We start from the raw sequence: 19,426 nt of genomic DNA on the forward strand, positions 1-19,426 counted from the left end.
GCTAGAAGTTGATCCCCAGCCAGCCGCGGATGGTCTGCGGCGTCTCCAGCTCGTCTCGCAGGTTCGGGTCGAACTCCTGCAGGCCGCTCATGGGGAAGAGGATGCCGTAGGCGGCGCCCGCGATGAACCCATCCTCCGTCTTGTAGTCCGCGCCCACGTTGACCTCCACGCCCAGCGAGCGGCTGGTGTAGGACGGCGTGGACTCCGCGTAGAGCGTCTGCGAGTAGATGAGGCGGCCGTACAGGTCGAAGCCCTCGGTCACCGTGTACTTCGCCGAGGGCCGCACGTAGAAGGCGTCCGTCACCCCGCCGATGATTTCCCGCCAGAGGATGAGGTCCACGCGGTAGTCGCGGTTGAAGCGGAAGTTGCGGATGGCGTTGTCGGAGCAGCCGCCAGAGCCGCAGCGGTACTGCGGGCCCTCGACGTCGCCCGGCTCGGTGACGCCGTTGGGACCGGAGCCAGCGCGGACCGGGTAGTTGCCGAAGCCCGCCGCCTTGTCACCCGAGGCGAAGCCCAATTCCAGGCCGAGCGAGAGCTTGTTGTTCGCCAGCTTCAGCTCGCCCTGCGCCACGCCGCCGAACTGGGCGATGCGCAGGCTCTGGTTGAGCGAGGGCTCGTTGATGCCGCCCGCGTCCAGCGCGCGGTTGCCGATGTTGCCGAGGATGGCGGCCAGCTCGAACTCCAGCCGGAAGGTGCGCTCCTCGTACTTCAGCCAGAAGTCCGGGACGTAGAGCGCGGCGTCGCGGGGGATGAAGCCGGTGGCCGCGCCGTTCGTGGTGTCCGCGTCGTACTCCCAGTTCTGCGTGCGGTAGGTGAAGTGCAGGCCGTACTGGAGCACGCCCTGGTTGTTGTCCAGCTTGGAGCGGATGACCGCGTCGGTGTCGCGGCGGGCGATGGCAATCACCCAGCTATGGGAATCATCCGACTGGGTGAGGTCCACCGGCTCGCCCTGGGAGCCGCGCCCGTCGACCACGCCCTCGTCGTTGAAGTCCACCATGGGCGTCACGTACCAGCCCTCGAAGGGGTTGGTGACGAACTGGATGCGGTCCACGGTGTCGCCGTAGTCGCAGTCGAAGCAGGTGCCGTCGTTGCGCAGCATGCCCAGGCCCCAGTGGCTGCCCATGCGGCCGAAGCGCAGGATGCCCACCGGCGTCTTCACCTCGCCGTAGGCGCGGCGAATCTTGATGGAGTCCTCCAGCATGTCGACGGCGGAGTCCTGGCTCTCCGAGAAGATGCCGAAGAGGTTGCGCTGGTCACCCGGGTAGAGGGTGTCCGGCTGGGAGCCCAGCACCACGTTGTCCAGGCCGAGCACCTCCAGCTTCAGGCTGACCTGCTCTGAGACGTTGAAGGTGGGCTCCATGCGCAGCCGCATGGTGGCGAACGACTGGGTGTTCTCCGAGGCGCTGCGCGGCGAGCGCGGGAAGAGCTCCTGGCCGGCCTGCTTGCCCAGGTCGAACTTGTAGAAGAGCGTGGGGCGCAGGCGGAAGTAGCCGTCGAGCGTGAAGACCTCCAGCTTGCGCTTCTCCTCCGGGAACTCCTCCTTCCACTCGCCGGAGTCGACCGACTGTTTGGCCATCTCCGCGCGGATCTCCTCGCGCAGCTGCTCCCGGACGGCCTCCAGGTCCTCGCGGCTGACCGTCCCACCCTGGGCGGTGCCGGCGGCGGCGGGGGGCGGCTCGGCGGGGGGAGCGGCGGGGGCGGGCGCGGCCTCGGAGGGCGCGGCCTCGGCGGCGGGCGCGGGCGTGCCACCGTCGGGCACCGGCGTCTGGGCGGTGGCCGTGGACGAAGCGACGAGCAGCGCCGCCAGCAGGGCGTGAGACATGGGCAACGATCTCCAGGGCCGCGCGGGGCGGCCGGGTCTGAAAGGCGGGCGATTCAAGCCACGGGACATGGGGGTGTCAACGCTTACCGGCCCGGGGCTTCGACGCGTGAACGCCTGAGCGGGGCTGGCATTTCGGGCAGAAGTGGGTGGTGCGGCCTCCCTGGGTGAAGGACTCCACGGGGGTGCCGCACTGGGAGCATGGGCCCCCGGCGCGGCCATACACCAGGAAGGGGTTCTCCGAGCGGCCTTCTTCCAGGTACACGGGCTCCTCGCCCTCCTGCTCCTTCAGTCCGAAGTCGATGGTGGCCCGGATGGCCTGGACCAGGCGCTTCCATTCCGCCGGGGTGAGGGAGCCGGGCTCCCGGGAGGGGTGGAGGCCGGCGCGGAAGAGGGCCTCCGCGGCGTGGATGTTGCCCAGGCCGGCGAGGCGCTCCTGGTCCATCAGCGCCACCTTGAGCGGCTGCCGGGAGGAGCCCACCGCTTCCGCGAGCTGCCCCGCGGTGAGGCCGTCCGCCAGCGGGTCCCTCCCCAGGAGCCCCACCGGGTCCAGCGTCCTCAGGAGCGGGGCCGGCGCGGGCTCCATGCGGCCGAACATGCGCGGGTCGCTGAAGTGGATGACGTGGCCGTCGTCCAGGTGGAAGCGGGCGCGGCTGTGGGGCTCCACCTGGCCCTCCGTTCGCCGGACGAACTTGCCCGTCATCCCCAGGTGGCCCATCAGGCCCCGGCCTCCCTCGAAGGCGAAGAGGAGGTACTTGCCCCGGCGGACGAGGGACTCCAGCCGGCCGGAGAGCTCCTCGAAGTGCCGGCGCTCGGCGCCGCGGAAGATGCGGGTGTCGTCGGCCTCGGCGCGAACGAGGCGGCGGCCGCTGAACCAGCGGACCAGGTTGCGCCGGGCAATCTCCACTTCCGGAAGCTCAGGCATCCTCCCGGGCACATAGCACCCCGGGTAGGCTCACGCATGGGCTACTTGTCATGCCGCGTACACCGGCCCGAAGTTCCGCGCGCCGGGTGCCCCCACCTCCGTTATGAGGCGGCCTTCCGACCCCCGTTCCTGGAGGCAGCATGGCGGACGTTCCCCAGAAGAAATACACGCCGATGCAGTTCCCCCACTTGAAGAGCCTCAAGGGGCTCAGCGACGTGGTCCTGGACACGCACTTCAAGCTGTACGAGGGCTACGTCAACCGCACCAACAAGCTGACCGAGTCGCTGTCGGCCTTGCAGCTCAAGGGTGAGGCCGCGGGCACCAACCCGGCCTACGCGGAGATGACCCGCCGGCTGGGCTTCGAGTACAACGGCATGGTCCTCCACGAGTACTACTTCGGCAACATGAAGCCGGGGGGCTCGGGCGCGACGCCGCCGGGCAAGCTGAGGAAGGCCATGGAGGAGAGCTTCGGCTCCTTCGAGAACTGGCTGACGGACTTCAAGGCCGTGGCCACCATGCCGGGCATCGGCTGGGCCGTCACCTTCCAGGACCCGCGCACCGGGTGGCTGTCCAACCACTGGGTCAACCTGCACGAGACGAACAACATCGCCGGCTTCCGGCCCGTCATCATCATGGACGCGTGGGAGCACGCCTTCACCCCGGACTACAAGGCGAACGAGCGCGGCAAGTACGTGGACGCGTACTTCTCCAACCTCGACTACGACGCCTGCGAGGGCCGTCTGAAGTAGGCGGCCTCAGGCCGAGGGCTCTCCGCCGTCGTCCTCCTTCCGCCGGGGCTCGGAGGTGGGGGCCTCGCCTCCACCTCGTCTCTCCCGGGCCTCGCGGGCCGAGGCCTGGGGCCGCAGCCGCAGTGCCCCCTGCTCGGGTGGCGGCAGCGGTTGTCCGGCCCGGAGCGCGGCCACGCTCCGCTCCAGCGCCGAGAGCAGCTCGCCCTGCTGGGACGCCTGGGCGGTGGCCCCCGCGTGCGCGGGGCGCTCGCCGGCCGCCACGGGCCGGGCCAGCTTGGAGGCGCGGCGCTGGATGAAGGCGAGGAGCCGCTCGCGGTGGACATCGTGGTAGCGCCGGGGGTCGAAGTGCGTGGCGCGTGCCTCGACGAGGTTCAGCGCGGCCTGGAGCTCCCGCTCCTGGGGACGCGGGCCCGCCAGGGACAGCTCGGTGAGGCTGTCCTGGGACACCACCTCCTCCGCGTAGTGGAGCGTGGTCAGGAGCAGCCCCCGGCCATGGGGCCGCACCGCGCACAGGTGTCCCTTCTGGTACATGACGAACCGGCCGATGCCCACGCGCCCCGCCTCGCGCAGCGTGGCCACCAGCAGCTCGAAGGCGCGCTCCGCCCCCTCGGCGGGCACCAGGTGGTACGAGGTGTCGTAGTAGAGGGGGTCGATGTCCCCCAGCTCCACGAAGTCCTCCATCTCGATGGCGCGGCTGGCCTCCGGGTCGAAGGCCTCCAGCTCCCCGCGCGTCACCTCCACGTAGCGGCCGTCGCCCAGCTCGTACCCCTTCACCACGTGCTCGTAGGGCACCTCCTCCCCGTCCGCCGAGCACACCCGCTTGTTCTGGATGCGGGCGCCGTCCACGTCGTGCAGCAGGTGGAATTGCACCTGCTTCGAGCTGATGGCGCTGTAGAGCCTCACCGGGACGCTCACCAGCCCGAAGCTCAGCGAGCCGACCCACACGGGACGTGACATCGGGGCCTCCCCTCTCGTGCCGCGCGCGTGCGGCGCCGGTACCTTCAAAGGTCCGTATCCCCTCCCCTCCCCGCAAGGCCCGCCGGGCCCCCTGGCCAGGGCGCGGGCGGGGGTGGGCGGAGTGAAGTTCTCTTGGAAGGGCTCCGTCTACACTCGAGGCTTGCCGCGAGGGCGGACCCTGGCGAAGAGTCCGGCCGGCGCCACTCAACCGATGGAAAGGAAGGCACTCCTGGTCATGCAGCGAATCCTCTCGATGTTTCTGGGCCTCACCCTCGCAATGGGTGTGACGGCGGGCTGCACCAAGCAGCGCATCTCCGCGGAGAAGGCCATCGCGGCCACGCTCATCTCCGACGAGCAGGAAGAGGACCTGGGCAAGCAGGTCAAGCAGGAGCTGGAGACGAAGGAGAAGATCAAGTACGTGCAGGACCCGGCGGTGGTCGAGTACGTGCGGAGCCTCTCCGCGCCCATCATCCGGCAGGCCAACAAGGACCGGCCGGGGGTGAAGTGGAAGATCAACGTCATCGACGACCCGAAGACGGTGAATGCGTTCGCCACGCCGGGCGGCTACCTGTACGTCTACACGGGCCTCATCCTGGCGGCGGACACGGAGGCGGAGCTGGCCGGCGTCATGGCGCACGAGGCGGGCCACGTGGTGGGCCGGCACTCGGCGCGCGCGATGGTCAACCAGCTCGGCCTGCAGGCCGTCACCCAGGCGGCGCTCGGGAAGAACCCCGGCGCGGTGGCCACCATCGCCACGCAGCTGGTGGGCGGGGGCGCCATGCTGGCGCACGGCCGCGGCGAGGAGCTCGAAGCGGACGAGTACGGCGCCCGCTACGCCTCCGGCGCCAGCCATGACCCGCGTGGCCTCATCACCTTCTTCCAGAAGCTCCAGGAGCAGCAGGGCGGTGACGGGCCGGGCTTCATGAAGTGGCTGAGCACCCACCCGGCCAACAAGGACCGCATCGCCAACATCCAGAAAATCATCGCGGAGAAGAAGCTGCGAGGCAGCAACAACAGCCCGGGCGGACTGCCCGCCATCAAGCAGAAGCTGGGCGCGAAGTAGGACTCACGCCGCTCAGTGCAGGTGGGACGGGGGCTCGCGCTCCAGCTCCGCCACGGTGGGCTCGGGGGACTTGCCCCGGGCCACCCGCCGCCTCCACCGGAAGCGCGCCAGCCGCGACCTCTTCGCGCTGCTGGCGCTCTTCGCGGCGCCGGGCGTCTTGATGGGAGGCTCCAGCGGGGCCGGCTGCTCGAAGTCCCGCGCGCCCTTCTCCTTCCCCTCCGCGGAGGCATGCTCGAGGATGGCGTTGATTTCGCCGCCGAGGATGAAGACGAGCCCGGAGATGTAGAGCCACAGCATCAGCACCACGACGCCGCCGATGGAGCCGTAGGTGACGTTGTACCTGCCGAAGTGCTCCACGTACTGCGTGAAGCCCCACGTGCTCAGCAGCCACACGCCCGTGCCCATGACGGAGCCGGGGGTGATGTACTTGAACTTCTGCTTCACGTCGGGGAGCAGGTAGTAGCAGAGCGCCAGCACCAGCATCACCAGCGATGCGGTGAAGGGCCAGCGCAGCCAGGACCAGACCACGTGGAAGGCGTCCACGAGCTGAAGCTTCCGCGCGAGCCACGCCCCCAGCCGCCCGCCCAGCAGGAAGAGGGTGAAGGACAGCGGGATGAGCAGCGTGCCGGCGAGCGTCACCAGCATGGCCAGCCCCTGCGTCTTCCAGAAGGGGCGGGACTCGGGCACGTCGTAGGCCAGGTTGAGCGCCTTGCGCAGGGCGTCCACACCGCGCGAGGCCGTCCACAGGGCGATGACGAGACCCGCCGTCAGCAGCCTCGGCCTCGGCTGGTTGACGAGGGACTGCAGGTGGCCCGTCACCAGTTGCAGCGCGTCTCCGGGCACCAGCGGGCGGATGCGGTCGAGCATCGCGTCCACCGCGCCCGGGGCGAAGGGCAGGTAGGCGACGAGCGTGAAGAGGAAGAAGAGGAACGGGAAGAGGGAGAAGAGGAGGTAGTAGGAGAGCTGCGCCGCGATGTCGGTGACGGTGTCCTCCTGGATCTCCTTCACGAAGCGCCGGCTGAACTCGCGCCACGTCAGGTACTTGGGCCTGGGCCACCGCATGCTCCCCTCCTCCCTTGAATGCCCGTGGGGGTAGGAAGGTGGGGACGGTGGGGAGGAATGGCAGCAGGCGGGCAGGCGGGCGCCCGGCCGGGCGCTCTCAGGAGCGGTGCAGCCTGACCGCGCGGAAGAACTCGGTGAGGGAGAAGTCCAGCAGTGCCTGGCGTGAGCGCGTGTAGCGATGGGCCCGGAGGAAGGGCAACCACACGCGATTGCCCACACGCACCTGCGCTTCCTCCAGCTTCTTGCGCGGAATCCACTCGCCGCCGAGGTGCTTCACCAACACCCTCCCCAGGTACGCGCCCACCGCGGGCATCAGGTGCTCATCGATGACTCCCGGCCGGCGATTGCGCAGGAAGTCCTCGCACCAGAAATGGGCGTCCACGTCCATGAGGGACTCGGGCGAGGCCTCGAAGACGGAGGGCACGTCGGTGTGAAGCAGCGCCACGAGGCCCTCGGCAAGGTCGTCGTACTGCTGGCGCACGAAGTCCACGTCCTTCACATCCGAAGGCAGGGCGGCGCTGGCGGGCAGCCACTCATCCGGCTCCGGGGGGCGCCAGGCGTTGAGCTCGGCGATCATTCGCTGGCGCTCACTGATGCGGACACGGTCCACCACCCGCGTGAGGAGCGACTCCAGGTGGGGCGGGAAGCGCGGCTCCACGGGAGCCAGGATGGCGCTGCGCTCGCGCAGGGTGCGTAACAGGATGTCGTAGTCGAGGTCCGGGCGCAGGTGAGCGTGCGCACGGGCCTGGGCCTGGCGGGCCTCATCACTTGCGAAGTCCGCGGCAACGGGCCAGGTCACCAGCAGAACGGCACCATGGGGCAGTTCCTCCACCCGGTGGGCCGGCGTGGACAGCACCCGCTCGCGGCCAATGGACTCCACCAGCTTCGGGCCGAAGACGTTGAGCCAGGACACCTCGTAGATTCGGTCGAAGCCGTCTCGAATCGACGTATCCGTGTCGCGGCCGAAATTGGGGGCGCCCGACAACTGGTCCTCCGCCAGGCTGCTGGCCACGGCGTGGGTGACCGGGTAGTGGGAGGCCCAGGTGCGCACCATGTCTACGAGCTGTCCGCACTGCTCGGCGTCCGCGAAGACAGAGAGCGGCTGGACGGAGCTTCTGAAGTTCAGACGGGTCGGGAGCGGCGAAAACCAGAGCCTGAGCAGCATGTCCAGAGCAGGCCACTTCTCCCGATACAGCCAGATGGATGCGGAGTTCTCGTTACGGCACTCCTCGAGTCCCTTGAAGACCGCGGCGCGGGAGTACTTGCGCCACCGCTTGCCGTGGATGACCTCTGGCATCCAGGCGCCTGCATACGCCTCAAGGGACTGGAGGAAGGGGTCCAGCTCGCTATCCAGTGGAGCTTGCGGGTCGAAGCTGGCCTTGAAGGAGAAATTGAGCAGGTCTTCCGGCTTCAAGTCGTGGGACTCCAGCACCTTCATCGCAGCAGCACCTCGACTCCCGGGGCCTCGCTCTTGACGCCTTCCATGGCACCCTCCCACCACCCCGGGTTCCCAGGCCCAAGCCTGCCCCCCTCGTAGACGAGACGGACCCGCTGGACCTGGACCTGCGCCCGCGTGCCTTCGGGGTTGAGAGTACGCCGACGGATGTTCAGAGTTCCGCCGTAATAGCTCAAGGCGTCCCGCGCGTCCGCCAGCACCTGGGCATCCAGGAACTCCGGCTTCAGATGGCTCAGGTCCCGGCTCTTGCAACTGAAGGTCTCCACCAGAGGAGGCTGTCCCGGAGGCGGCCTCTCCTCGATGACGAGCACGTCCGCGTACCGCAGGCCCGTCTCCGGCTTCCACACCCCCACACGTGCGTCTCGATTCGCGGCACGTCGAAATCCTGGAGCCACTGGCGCTGCGCCCGGGGCAACTCCGCGTCCGCACGCAGCAGGTCCACCATGAGGCGCTCGAAGTCCAGCCCCCGGGCGAACAGCCCCCGCATCTCCCGGTAGCCCTCCCACCTCAGCGGTCCCTTCGTTGGCTGCCCCTGCTCCAGCTCCGCCAGCCGCCGCGTCCGGTACGTCACATACTCGCTCCACAACACGGAGCCCTCGCGCACTCCCGGCGGCGGGGCGCCGAGCGTGGGGTGCTGCCGCTTCAGCAGCGCCACGTCCACAGGCAGCCTCGGGCCCGGCGCCTCCAGCTCCGCACGCCGCAACTTCTCCGCCAGCGCCTCTCGCGTGTACCCCGCCGCCTCCTGTACCCGCGCCGCGACGCCCGGCCCCTTCTCCGCGCTGCCTCGCGACAGCGTGGGCCCCGCCCGCTGCCCCTTCGCCTCCGTCAGCCACGCCTGCGCCTTGCCCGCGTTGCCACGCGCCTCGTGCAGGGCCGCCGCCCCTGCCTCGCCCCACTCCGCCACGAGCAGGGCACTCTCCCGGCTCGCCTGGAGGCGCCGGGCCAGTTCTCCCACCGCGCCCCGGCCCAGCCTCGCCTCCAGCCGCGCCAACACTCCCTTCAGTGCCTCCAGGTGGGGCGCCAACGTAGAGAGCCGGACTCCCTCCCGCCCGGCAATGGTTCCTTCACGCACGTACCGCGCGCCCCGCCCTCCCGCGTACAGCCCCACCATCAGCGCCGCGGGCGCAAGCTCTCGTGTCGCCTGCTCGTACTCCCCCGCCGCCAACGCGCCCACTCCCTGCAACGTCCCCGCCGCCAGGTGGTAGAAGCCCACCGGAACGCCGAACGTCAGGTGATCGAAGCTCCCCAACGCCACGCTTCCCGGCGAGAAGCGCTCCACCATCAACGACCGCTCCACCTCGTGCAGCGCCTGCTGGTAGGCGGGCGGCAGTTGCGCGCGCTTCGCGCTGAAGTCCACGTACCGGGACTCGGCCAGCACGGGCGCGGTGGCGAGCGCATCCCGTCCAGCGCGGCCCAGCCCTCGCAGCACGTCCCCGGCTCGCTCGTCCCTGTCTGGAAAGTGCGCGAGCTTCAGGCCCCGCCCCTCCAGTTCCTCGCGGACGGCGGCCATGCGCCCCAGCGTTTCGCCAAGTTGCTTCTGCTGGGCCAGCAGCCGCACCACCTCGCGCACCTCGTCGTCGAAGGCGGAGTGGAGGATGAAGAGGACGAAGACCTCGGCAAAGGGGACGCCGTACTTCTCCGTGGCGGTGACGAGGAAGGCGGCGCGCTTGCGGGCCAGCACCTCCGACGCCTTCGCGTCCAGCAGCGGCCCCAGCGCGCCCAGCCGCACCGCGTCCCAATCCGTCAGGGACTCCACCAGCCGGGGCATGTCCACGGTGCGCTGTAACGCCACGAAGTCGGCGGGCGAGGCGCACGCCAGGAAGGGGGCCAGCACCTCCTCGCTGGAGCCCAGGCGCGGCCAGCCGGCAGACACTCTTCCACCACAGGCAGCCTTTCCACTGGCCACCCTGGAGGGCCTCGTCGCTTCCACGGAGGTGCCGTGCTCACGCGCTGGCTGGCGGCGGTGCAGCCGCTGCGACACGACCTCCTCCTCGGAGGCATCGCCCGCCACCTTCCATCCTCCTGTCGTCAGAGACAGGCGCGGACCAGACGCCAGGGCGCGGTGAGACGACGACGAGGCACAGCCCGTGGACAGAATGGCGGCGGCCAGCAGCAGGCACGCCCACCCATGAACCCAGGCCCCGACGCGTGGGGGCACCTCATTGCGAGGGCAATGCCGGGAAGCGCTGGCGTGCGGCATGGGGAGTCTCCATCCTGCGGCGCGGGCGTGAGCGCCACGCGAACGCCCGAAACGCCATTTTCGAGCAAATACAGAAAGAAAAGACTCCACTGGCAAGACGGCGGCACTTCCGCTCCCAGGTTGCCACCGCGGCTGGCGGTGGCCTGGACGGAGTACGAGGCACTCCTCGTTGCTTGGTGGCGCATGGCGTCGACGGCCCCCCCGGTCCCATACTGAAGGCCTGAGGGACATAATGGTGAGAACGCGCGTTCACCGCCCGCGCCAGCAGGGAGCCCTTCTCGGAGTCGCGCACCGGCGCGCCTTCACTTCACGCAGCCTGGCAATGGACTTTCCCGTACGCCTCCTGCGCAACATCAGCCCCCTCCTGCAACCGCGCCCTCCTCCGCTCGCTCCGTCCGGCTACGCGACGTTGGGTGGGAGGTATCTGCTCAGCAGGGGACGCAGGCGGCTGCGCACCTCGTCGGGGATGCGGGCCCGGTCGGTGCTGATGGCCATGGCCAGCGCGGAGTCACAACGGCACGAGGGCCGGGACTCGGCGAGGCGGGGCAGCGCGCGGCGGATGAGGGCGGCACCGCTGGCGGTGACGAGCTGGAGGTGGTGGGAGACCTGAGACAGGTGGTCCTCGTGCGACTGGCCCGCGGGAAGGGGCCGCCACGAGTCGTAGTCCGTGGGCAGCGCCACGAGGGCGTAGTGCATCTCCGCCTCGCGCGCGAGCCGGGCCTCGGGCATGGCCGTCATGCCGACGAGGTCCCCGCCCCAGGCCTGGTACAGGAGGCTCTCCGCGCGGGTGCTGAGCGAGGGCCCCTCGACGCAGACGTAGGTGGCCTCGGTGTGGACGGTGGGGCCATTCGGGTGGGCGGCGTTGGCCAGCACCTGCCGCAGGGTGGAGCAGAAGGGCGAGGCCAGCTCCACGTGGACGGCGACGTCGTCGTAGAAGGTGCAGGGCCGGCGGTAGGTGCGGTCGATGACCTGGTCCGGCAGGACGAGCTGGAGCGGCTGGAGGTGCTCGCGCAGGCTGCGCACGGTGCCGGTGGCGAGCACGTGGGTGACGCCCAGCAGCTTCATGGCGAAGAGGTTGGCGCGGTAGGGGGAGCGGGTGGCGTTGAAGACGTGGCCCCGGCCGTGGCGGGAGACGTAGACGACGGGGACGCCGTCCACCTCGGTGGTGATGATGGGGCCGGCGTGGGGGCCGAAGGGGGTCTCCAGCGTGTGGGATTCCCCCCGACCGTGGACTCCCAGTGCCAGCCCGAGTCCGTGGCTCCCGATGATGCCCACCCTGACAGCCATGTGCCTCCTCTTGGCGCGTGCGCCGCGCCCTCGCGGAGGCGGACCATAGCGCGGGCCCCTGTCACAGGGAGGCGAGAAGACTGGTAGTTTTCGCAATCGCCATGCGTGCCTTCCTGCTACTCGCCCTGACCCTCTCCGCCGGCTCCGCCGCCGCGGCCGCTCCCTCCGGCTGCCAGGAGGACTACTCCACGTGCAAGGAGGACTGCACCATCGAGTACGGCGGCAACAGCCGACACCTCAAGAAGCTCACCCTGTGCTTCGCCGACTGCCAGGAGAACCTGGACCTGTGCGCTGACCGGCACTCCTCGCTGAAGGGCCTGCCGCCCGGGGTGGCGGAGGATGTGCGCCCCAGGCGGAGGGCCGAGCGGGAAGAAGCAGAGGAGCGGAAGGGGAAGAAGAAGACCAAGGAGGAGGACCCCTGGGCGGATGAGGCGCCCGCGCCCGCCAGGAAGCGCAATCCGGACGACCCGTTTGGTTACGACGAGCCGGCCAACGCGAAGGGTGGGGAGGGACGGAGGGATTCGTACCGGGCGTCGGAGTCTCCGAAGGAGGAGATTCCGCCGGCGCCCGACGCCGCGCCCGTCACGGGAGCGAGAGCGACATCGAGCCGCGCGCACGCGGAGGAGAGCGTGTCGGGGGCCTCGGCGGATGGCACGCAGCGCACGGGGTACCGCGCTTCGGAGGCGAAGAAGAGTCCCGAGGTGTCGCTGGGGCTGGAGGATGAGGAGCCGGTGGAGGGGAAGTCCGAGCCGGAGCCTGAGCCCGTGGCGAAGAAGCCGGAGCCGAAGGCCGCGCCGGTGAAGGAGGCCCCCGAGGCCGCCGCCAGCAGCGAAGAAAAGGACCCACTGCTGGATTCGGAGCCGGCCGTCCTGGCAGCGCCCCCGCCCACGAAGAAGCCCGCGACCACCACGGCGCCTCAGCGCCCGGCGCCGCCCCCGGAGCCGAAGAAGGACATCTCCGAGTGGGACCCGAACGGGGACTGAAAGTGAAAAGACTTCAGGGCTTTGTCCTTCGGTTCAAAGCTCTTCTTCTTGCCTGCGGGCGCTCGGCGCGGGGGCTCCCTTCGCTCACCGCAGCGCCGCTTCGAGCGCGCCGACCACGCGGCGGACGCGCTGCACCTGACGCAGCTCCTTGTGGAACACCAGGAACACGGGGATGGACGGCAGCGGCAGCAGCCCGGCGAGGCTGATGAGGAGGACCGCCATGCCCAGGCGGAACAGCAGGGCCTGACTGCTGAGCTTCCGGGCCACCAACCGGATGGGGTCCTTCCCGACGGGAGTCTGTGCGCTCATGGCCTGGCCGGGCCCCGCCTCGAGCGGCGAACAGATGAACCGAGCCCCCTCCTCGAGACGGAGTCGCGGAGCGGTGGATGTGACGCGCCGCCCAGGGGGGCCTCATCGAGCGCTCGTTCGCCGAGGTCACAACCGATACGCGCGGCTCCTTCCACATCAGGAGGAGGGACATCACATGAGAAGGAATCTTCAGCGGGCCGCCATGCTGGCGGGAATGCTCGCGGCGGGCGGAGTCATGGCCCAGGCAGTGAAGAACTTCACGTTGGACAACAAGATAGGGGTGACCCTCGCGAGGGTCTATATTTCGCCCACCCTCGACAATGATTGGGGCCAGGATGTGCTGGGCCGCGATGTCTTGCGGCACGGAGAGTACGCTCCCATCGTGTTCTCACCCCTGAACCAGCTTTGTGTCTACGACATCAAGGTCGAGGACATCAGCAGCAACGAGTTGGTGTGGAGCGGCATCGACCTGTGTGAGGTCTCGGTCGTCACCCTGCTCTACGACCCGGTCTCGGGCGAGGGCTTCGCGGACACCCGGTAGCGCTGACTTCGGCCGTCAGGCCGTGGGGGCCACGGCCTCCCCGGCGGCGTCCGTGTGGCGGAGCAGGGTGAAGGTGTAGAGTTTGTGAAAGACATTCAGGCTGTCCGCGCGGGCCATTGGCGTACGGGCGGGGAGGTCGAACCTTGCCGCTCCCATGACAGGAAAGCCCCCTTCCCCTCCATGGCGCGCCCAACGGCTCGTCCGCCTGAGTCTCTTGTTGAGTTCGCTCGTCCTCGCCTGCAGCCCCGGTGTCCCCCCCGACGACGAGGAAGCAGCGGGCTCCGGAGCGGATTCTGTCGTTCCCGCCGGAGCGACAGTCGTCACCTTCACCTTCGCGGACACGAACAAGAGTCAGACGGTGGTGGGGCCGCTGTTCGCGAAATATGGGATGCGCTCCACCTTCCATCTCAACAGTGGGCGAATCGGCCGCGGCAGCGGCGACCTCTCGCTGGAGGACGTGCGTGCGCTCGCGGCAGCGGGACATGAGATTGCCAGCCACACCATCGACCACGTGAGGCTGGACGAGGTGTCCCTGGCGGAGGCACGGCACCAGATATGTGACGACCGGGCCCAGCTGATGGCGCTGGGCTTCCCGGTCACCTCGTTCGCCTATCCCTCCAGCTCGGACACCCCCGAGGCGCGGCAACTCGTCATCGAGTGCAACTTCAACAGTGCCCGGGCCACCGGTGGCATCAAGAATCCGTATGGCTGCTCCAGCTGCCCCCTGTCGGAGAGCATCCCCCCGGCGGACCCGTTCATCATCCGCACGCCGCAGTCCATCCAGAGTGACTGGACGCTCGCGGACCTGCAGAGCCTCGTCCTCCAGACCGAGGGGGCAGGCGGAGGTTGGATCCAGATTTCCCTGCACAAAATCTGTGATGGCTGCGACACGTACTCCATCCGGGAGCCGCTGCTGGATGCCTTCCTGGCCTGGCTCGCGCCGCGCACCTCCCGGGGCACGTTCGTGCTGACCACACATGAAGTCATTGGCGGGGCGGTGAAGCCTCCCGTCCGCAGCGATGGCGGGACCTTCGACGCTGGCACCTTCGACGCTGGCACCTTCGATGCGGGAGTCCCCGACGCGGGAGTCCCCGACGCGGGAGTCCCCGACGCGGGAGTCCCGGACGGCGGGACGGGAGGCGTGAATTTGCTGCGCAACGCGTCGCTGGAGACAGACGCGGACTCGGACAATGTTCCCGACTGCTGGAGGCGAGTGAATACCGGCTCCAGTTCGGGAGGATGGAGCCGCACGCCGGACGCCCACTCGGGAAGCTGGGCGCAGACGGCCCGCATCTCGAGCCTCTCCAGCGGTGCGGACCGCAGGCTCATCGTCTTCCAGGACACGGGCGTCTGCGCGCCCGCGGTGATGCCGGGGCATACCTACCGGGTGTCCGCCTGGTACAAGACGGCCGGGCGCGCCGGCTTCGTCACCGCCTACCGAACCTCCAGCGGCTGGGTGCCGTGGGTGAGCGGCCCGGACCTGCCCGCCAGCTCCACGTACCGGCTGGGTGAGTGGACAACACCGCCAGTGCCCGCGGGCGCGCTCAATCTCGGCATCGGCCTGGCATTGCGCAGCGCCAGCAGGCTCACCATGGACGACTTCAGCCTCGTGGACCTGTCCGTGGGCCCCCCCCCCCCGCGAGCCTTCGCGTGCTGGCGCCCAATGGAGGAGAGACCCTCACCGCCGGCTCCACGTATGACCTCCGCTGGGAGAGCACCGGCTCCTGGCCCACGGTGAGCCTCGCGTACTCGACCGACCTGGGGTCCACCTGGAGCACCGTCGTCGCGGCCGCGCCCAACACGGGCCGCTACAGCTGGCCGGTGCCGACCGCTCCGACGGCGCAAGGTCTCATCCGCGTCTCCAGCACCGAGGAGCCCTTCCTCTCGGACACCAGCGACGCGGCCTTCACCATCGGCACCGCGCCCACCACCGGGACGGTCATCCCCGAGGGAGCCATCTGGAAGTACTTCGCGAGCGGCGCGGACCCGGGCGCGAGCTGGAACCTGCCCTCCTTCGATGATTCGGCCTGGCCCTCGGGGCCGGCGGAGCTGGGCTATGGCGATGGCGACGAGGCCACCGTGCTGCCTCGGACCTCGCCCTCGCAGAGCAGCGTGTACTTCCGCCACGAGTTCACGCTGGCGGGTCCCATCTCCGCGGCCAGCGTGACGGTGCGCCATGACGATGGCGTGGCCATCTGGCTGAATGGCTCGCTCGTCTTCAGCGCGAACATGGCCGATGGGCTGGCGCACGCGGAATATGCGAGCGCCTCGGCGGAGAATGCCACGCTCACGACAGCCCTCCCCGCGAGCGCCTTCGTGGTGGGGGAGAACACCATGGCGGTCATGGTGAAGCAGGTGGGGCCCACGTCGCCGGACCTCTCCTTCCGGCTGAGGCTCGACGTCACCGGGTCGGCGGCCGGCCCCTGAGGGAAGCAGAACCAGGAAATACACGACCCGTCCGACAACAACGACAGCAGGTATGGACGGCGTGCCGGCGTGGCACTGCCGGTGCTTCCAGCGCTGGCTTCGGCCGTCAGGCAGTGGGAGCCGCGGCCTTCCCGGCGGCGTCCGTGTGGGTGAAGCGGTCCTTGAGACGCAGCAGGGGCTGCTCGAAGCAGCGCCACGACACGACGGCGAGCGCCAGCAGCACCGCGTACTCGAACAGCAGGCCGAGCGCGGTGGCGGCGATGCTCCAGGGGATGAAGCGGTAGAACAGCGGCCGCGTGTAGAGGCCGCCCGCGGGGATGACGAGCGCGTGGAAGAGGTAGAGCCCGTAGCTCACCTGCCCCACGAAGCGCAGCGGCCGACACTGAAGCACGGCCTGGAGCACCCGCGCGCGCCCGGTGAGCACCCACCCCAGCAGGCTGGCGAAGCCCACCGCCCACAACGTGTACAGGCCCGCTACCAGCAGCGCGCGGACATGCGGGCCGCCCGGCCCCACGAGCGCCGTTGCCATGTGGATGGCCTGCCCATGACTGAAGAAGACGATGGAGAGCCCGAAGGCCACGCCCAGCGCGAGCACCGCGAGCCCCCGGCTCCACTGTTCCAGGCGGTCCGCCGTGTAGCGGCCGTCCACCACGCCGAGCGCCAGCAGTCCCCCGAGCGCCAGCCCGTCCAGGCGGAACAGGGTGAAGGTGTAGACCTGGATGGGAGCAGCGCCCTCCCACAGCGCGGCGAAGCGCGCCACGGGGGAGAGCAGCACGCATGCCCACAGCAACGCGCGGAGCTGCCCGTTCCGCAGGAAGAACACGAGCAGCGGCCACACCAGGTAGAACTGCTCCTCGATGGCCAGGGACCACGTCACGTTGATGGGCGCGGGGCCGAAGTCCGTCTGCCAGAGGTTCTGGAGGTACAGCGCGTAGAGCACCCACGGATACCGCTGGGTGTCGAAGGCCAGGGCAGGCAGCAGCCGCCCCATGACGCCGAAGGTGAAGGCCAGCACCAGGAAGTACAGCGGCCAGATGCGCAGCGCGCGCCGCGCGTAGAAGGTGCGGAAGTAGGCCCCGCGCTCGCGCGTCTGCACGAGGATGCGCGTAATCAGGAAGCCGGAGAGGACGAAGAAGAGGTCCACGCCCGCCCAGCCCACCTGAAAGAGCGTGCCCAGTGACGCGCTGCGGAGTCCTGTCAGCGAGTGGTAGGCAATCACCAGCAGCACCGCCACGCCGCGCAGGCCATCCAGCGCGGGAAGGTGCGCGGGCAGGCGCAGGGGCTCCCAGGGTACGGTCTTCATCTCGGCGCGGACCATAGCCGGGATTCGCGGCGTGCCCCATCCGTGCGTGTGGGCCTCGTCCGTCGAGGGAGCGGCCGGGCTGCCCGGGACGGCGCGCCTGGGCCCTCCGAAGCCCTCGAGGAGCGCGACGTCGCGGCGCTCGTTGATGCGGGCCAGCAACGATACGTGTAGAGGCAGACCTCCCATGCGCACCCGCCTGCTCCTCGTTGCGTCCGTCGTCGCGCTTGCTTCGCTCAGAGCCGCCGCCCAGCCCCCCACGTCCCCGCTGGGGCGCGTGTCGCCCACCACCGGACTGGTGCTTCGGGACGAGGTGGTGCACGCCCTCATCCAGGAGAGCTCCGGCGACCGCATCCACGACAACGTGCAGCGGCTCGCCCTCCTCGCCCGGGACACCCAGGGGGGCTACACCGATGCGGCCGTGTGGCTGAAGGCCGCGGCCGAGGCGGCGGGGCTCCAGGACGTGCGCCTGGAGCCGATGAAGAGCGGCCCCCAGTGGCGCGCCACCCGCGGCGAGCTGTGGGTGGCCGGCCCGCACCGGTACCGGCTCACCTCCTACGCCGACCTGCCCATGGCTCTGGCGCCGGGCAGCGGCAGCTTCGAGGGCACGGGCCTGGAGCTGGTCGACGTGGACACCGGCACCCGGGACTCGGACTACGCGGGCAAGGACCTGAAGGGCAAGGTGGTCCTCACCCGCAGCCATCCCCGTGCCGTCCTGCAGAGGGCGGTGAGGCAGTACGGCGCCGTGGGCGTGGTCTCGTCCTACTCGACGCCGCCCTGGAACGCGCCCCACCGCATGGATGGCGACTTCCCGGACCAGGTGGGCTGGGCGCACGTCCCGCCGGGGCTGCGGCCGGCGGGTGAGCCGGCGCCCTTCCTGTTCATGGTCTCCGACCGCCAGGGGCGCGAGCTGCGCGCCCAGTTGCACGCAGGCCCGGTGAAGGTGGACGTGAGCGTCGCCAGCGAGGCCTTCGAGGGGCACTACAGCATCGTCAGCGGCGTCATCCCCGGCACCCGCGCCGGGGAGGAGGTCGTCCTCGCCGGCCACCTGGACCACTACAAGCCCGGAGCCGACGACAACGCCTCGGGGGCGGCCACCCTCTTGGAGATGGTGCGCACCTACACCACGCTCATCCGCCGGGGCGTGCTGCCACCGCCGGTGCGCACCCTGCGCGTGCTGTGGCTGCCGGAGTTCGAGGGCACCCGCGACTGGTTCTCCCACCACGCCGACGACCCGGTGCGGCGGGTGGCCCACTTCAACTTCGACATGCTCGGCGCGAGCCTGAGCCGCACCCACTCGCGCTTCATGGTGACGTACACGCCGGACTGGAACGCCAGCTTCGTGAATGCCGTGGCCGAGTCCACGGTGGCCTTCATGAACCGCTTCAACGGCGTGGCCTACCCGCAACGGAAGGACTTCCGCATCGGCTCCGTCACCGGCTCGCGGGACCCGCTGGACGCCCACCTGGAGCGCTACAGCCGCGGTTCGGACCACCAGCTCTTCAACGACCACGGCATCCCGGGCGTGGCCTTCTCCACCTGGCCCGACGACGGCTACCACACCAGCGGCGACCGGCCGGAGAACGTGGACCCGACCCAGCTGCACCGCGCCGCCTTCGCGGGCCTGGCCTCGGTCACCGTCGCCGCCTGGGCCGACGGCACCGGTGCCCTGGAGCTGGCACGCCTGGTGGCGGTGCACGGCGTGCGGCGCGTGGCGGAGGATGAGTTCAGCGCCCGCCGGGGCCTGGCCGCGGCCACCACCGAGCAATTGCCCGAGACCTACCGTCTGGCCCGCGCCGTGGTGCGTGCTGGCTACCGGCGTGAGCGCGAGGCCCTGCGCTCATGCATTCCCCTGGGCGCGCCCGCCTCACCGGTGCAGGCCATGGCCAGGGCGCTCGACGCCGCCGAGGCCCAGGCACTGAAGCGCCTGGAAGTGGACGGCAAGTCGCGCGGCGTGTCCCTGAAGGAGCCGGCCCCCACCGAGACCGAACGGCGGGCCCGAGCCCTCATCCCCCGCGGCGTGAAGGGCCAGGAGCTGGCCTCCTTCGACGAGGTGGCGAGCCGGGCCGGCCCGGAGCACCAGCCCCGGGTGGCCGCCGTGCAGGCCGCCATGGCCGCGGCGACCACCACCCTGCGAGAGCGCGGGGAGAGCGAGCTGCGCTTCTACCAACTGCCCGACGCCATCGCGAGCTACGCCGACGGCAAGCGCTCCGTCGCTGACATCCGCGACGCGGCCTATGCCGAGTACGGCCACGCCTTCCCCGTGGAGGCGCTCCTGGACCTCTTCGGGCTGCTGGAGCAGGGCGCCATCATGACGCGTGCCCGATGAGGACACCCGCGCGGGCGGG

Annotated in this window: 17 protein-coding genes; 7 read left to right on the forward strand and 10 right to left on the reverse strand. The window is 70.0% G+C overall.

Going from position 1 to position 19,426, the window contains the following annotated elements:
• Nucleotide 1 precedes the first annotated feature (1 nt).
• Together K8638_RS31535 and mutM are read right to left on the reverse strand one after the other, a co-directional pair.
• The gene (locus K8638_RS31535; RefSeq protein ID WP_223758391.1) at nt 2-1,822 is read right to left on the reverse strand and encodes a TIGR04551 family protein; all 1,821 of its coding nucleotides are present in this window, start codon (nt 1,820-1,822) and stop codon (nt 2-4) included.
• Nucleotides 1,823-1,898: 76 nt separating this feature from the next.
• Nucleotides 1,899-2,744 carry a bifunctional DNA-formamidopyrimidine glycosylase/DNA-(apurinic or apyrimidinic site) lyase gene (gene mutM / locus K8638_RS31540; RefSeq protein WP_223758392.1) on the reverse strand — a complete coding sequence of 282 codons (846 nt, stop codon included), beginning with the start codon at nt 2,742-2,744 and terminating at the stop codon, nt 1,899-1,901.
• Between the two features lie 140 nt (nt 2,745-2,884).
• On the opposite strand from mutM, the gene K8638_RS31545 reads away from it, so the two are divergent.
• Nucleotides 2,885-3,493: a superoxide dismutase gene (locus tag K8638_RS31545; RefSeq protein WP_223758393.1), complete on the forward strand. Its 609-nt coding sequence runs from the start codon at nt 2,885-2,887 to the stop codon at nt 3,491-3,493.
• Nucleotides 3,494-3,499: 6 nt separating this feature from the next.
• Here the strand turns inward: K8638_RS31545 and K8638_RS31550 are convergent, their stop codons facing one another.
• Nucleotides 3,500-4,450, reverse strand: a complete 951-nt coding sequence (locus K8638_RS31550) for a Ku protein (protein ID WP_223758394.1) — start codon at nt 4,448-4,450, stop codon at nt 3,500-3,502.
• 235 nt (nt 4,451-4,685) lie between these two features.
• Between K8638_RS31550 and K8638_RS31555 the strand changes: the two genes are divergently transcribed.
• The gene (locus K8638_RS31555; RefSeq protein ID WP_223758395.1) at nt 4,686-5,513 is read left to right on the forward strand and encodes a M48 family metallopeptidase; all 828 of its coding nucleotides are present in this window, start codon (nt 4,686-4,688) and stop codon (nt 5,511-5,513) included.
• Between the two features lie 12 nt (nt 5,514-5,525).
• Here K8638_RS31555 and K8638_RS31560 read toward each other — a convergent pair whose 3' ends face one another.
• From K8638_RS31560 to K8638_RS31575, 5 genes are all read right to left on the reverse strand, one after another.
• Nucleotides 5,526-6,575 carry a YihY/virulence factor BrkB family protein gene (locus tag K8638_RS31560; RefSeq protein WP_223758396.1) on the reverse strand — a complete coding sequence of 350 codons (1,050 nt, stop codon included), beginning with the start codon at nt 6,573-6,575 and terminating at the stop codon, nt 5,526-5,528.
• 97 nt (nt 6,576-6,672) lie between these two features.
• A complete protein-coding gene (locus K8638_RS31565) occupies nt 6,673-8,013 on the reverse strand; it encodes a hypothetical protein (protein WP_223758397.1) in 1,341 nt (446 codons plus the stop codon).
• Entirely contained in the window at nt 8,010-8,297 is a 288-nt protein-coding gene (locus K8638_RS45365; protein WP_370644155.1) for a hypothetical protein, read from the reverse strand. Before K8638_RS45365 ends, K8638_RS31565 begins: the two co-directional genes overlap by 4 nt.
• Entirely contained in the window at nt 8,264-9,904 is a 1,641-nt protein-coding gene (locus K8638_RS31570) for a hypothetical protein (protein ID WP_370644156.1), read from the reverse strand. The genes K8638_RS45365 and K8638_RS31570 overlap by 34 nt, the downstream gene beginning before the upstream one ends.
• Before the next feature lie 726 nt (nt 9,905-10,630).
• Nucleotides 10,631-11,518: an MTAP family purine nucleoside phosphorylase gene (locus K8638_RS31575; RefSeq protein WP_223758398.1), complete on the reverse strand. Its 888-nt coding sequence runs from the start codon at nt 11,516-11,518 to the stop codon at nt 10,631-10,633.
• Nucleotides 11,519-11,619: 101 nt separating this feature from the next.
• Between K8638_RS31575 and K8638_RS31580 the strand changes: the two genes are divergently transcribed.
• On the forward strand, nt 11,620-12,501 hold the full coding sequence (locus tag K8638_RS31580) for a hypothetical protein (protein WP_223758399.1): 882 nt from the start codon (nt 11,620-11,622) through the stop codon (nt 12,499-12,501).
• An 84-nt stretch (nt 12,502-12,585) separates the two neighbouring features.
• Here the strand turns inward: K8638_RS31580 and K8638_RS31585 are convergent, their stop codons facing one another.
• Nucleotides 12,586-12,810: a hypothetical protein gene (locus K8638_RS31585; RefSeq protein WP_223758400.1), complete on the reverse strand. Its 225-nt coding sequence runs from the start codon at nt 12,808-12,810 to the stop codon at nt 12,586-12,588.
• Between the two features lie 175 nt (nt 12,811-12,985).
• Here K8638_RS31585 and K8638_RS31590 point away from each other — a divergent pair, with 175 nt between their 5' ends.
• The 3 genes from K8638_RS31590 to K8638_RS31605 all read left to right on the forward strand — a co-directional run bounded on the left by K8638_RS31590 (nt 12,986) and on the right by K8638_RS31605 (nt 15,778).
• Nucleotides 12,986-13,351 (forward strand): hypothetical protein, encoded by a 366-nt coding sequence (locus tag K8638_RS31590; RefSeq protein ID WP_223758401.1) that lies wholly within the window; start codon nt 12,986-12,988, stop codon nt 13,349-13,351.
• 217 nt (nt 13,352-13,568) lie between these two features.
• On the forward strand, nt 13,569-15,089 hold the full coding sequence (locus tag K8638_RS44990; protein WP_305071204.1) for a polysaccharide deacetylase family protein: 1,521 nt from the start codon (nt 13,569-13,571) through the stop codon (nt 15,087-15,089).
• Nucleotides 15,002-15,778 carry a hypothetical protein gene (locus tag K8638_RS31605; RefSeq protein WP_223758402.1) on the forward strand — a complete coding sequence of 259 codons (777 nt, stop codon included), beginning with the start codon at nt 15,002-15,004 and terminating at the stop codon, nt 15,776-15,778. The genes K8638_RS44990 and K8638_RS31605 overlap by 88 nt, the downstream gene beginning before the upstream one ends.
• Before the next feature lie 106 nt (nt 15,779-15,884).
• On the opposite strand, the gene K8638_RS31610 is transcribed toward K8638_RS31605, so the two are convergent.
• On the reverse strand, nt 15,885-17,081 hold the full coding sequence (locus K8638_RS31610; protein WP_223758403.1) for an acyltransferase: 1,197 nt from the start codon (nt 17,079-17,081) through the stop codon (nt 15,885-15,887).
• Nucleotides 17,082-17,265: 184 nt separating this feature from the next.
• Here K8638_RS31610 and K8638_RS31615 point away from each other — a divergent pair, with 184 nt between their 5' ends.
• Nucleotides 17,266-19,407 (forward strand): M28 family peptidase, encoded by a 2,142-nt coding sequence (locus tag K8638_RS31615; RefSeq protein WP_223758404.1) that lies wholly within the window; start codon nt 17,266-17,268, stop codon nt 19,405-19,407.
• The last annotated feature ends 19 nt before the right edge of the window (nt 19,408-19,426 follow it).

It is taken from the genome of Myxococcus sp. RHSTA-1-4, from assembly GCF_020037125.1.
In the GTDB taxonomy this organism is placed as follows: domain Bacteria; phylum Myxococcota; class Myxococcia; order Myxococcales; family Myxococcaceae; genus Myxococcus.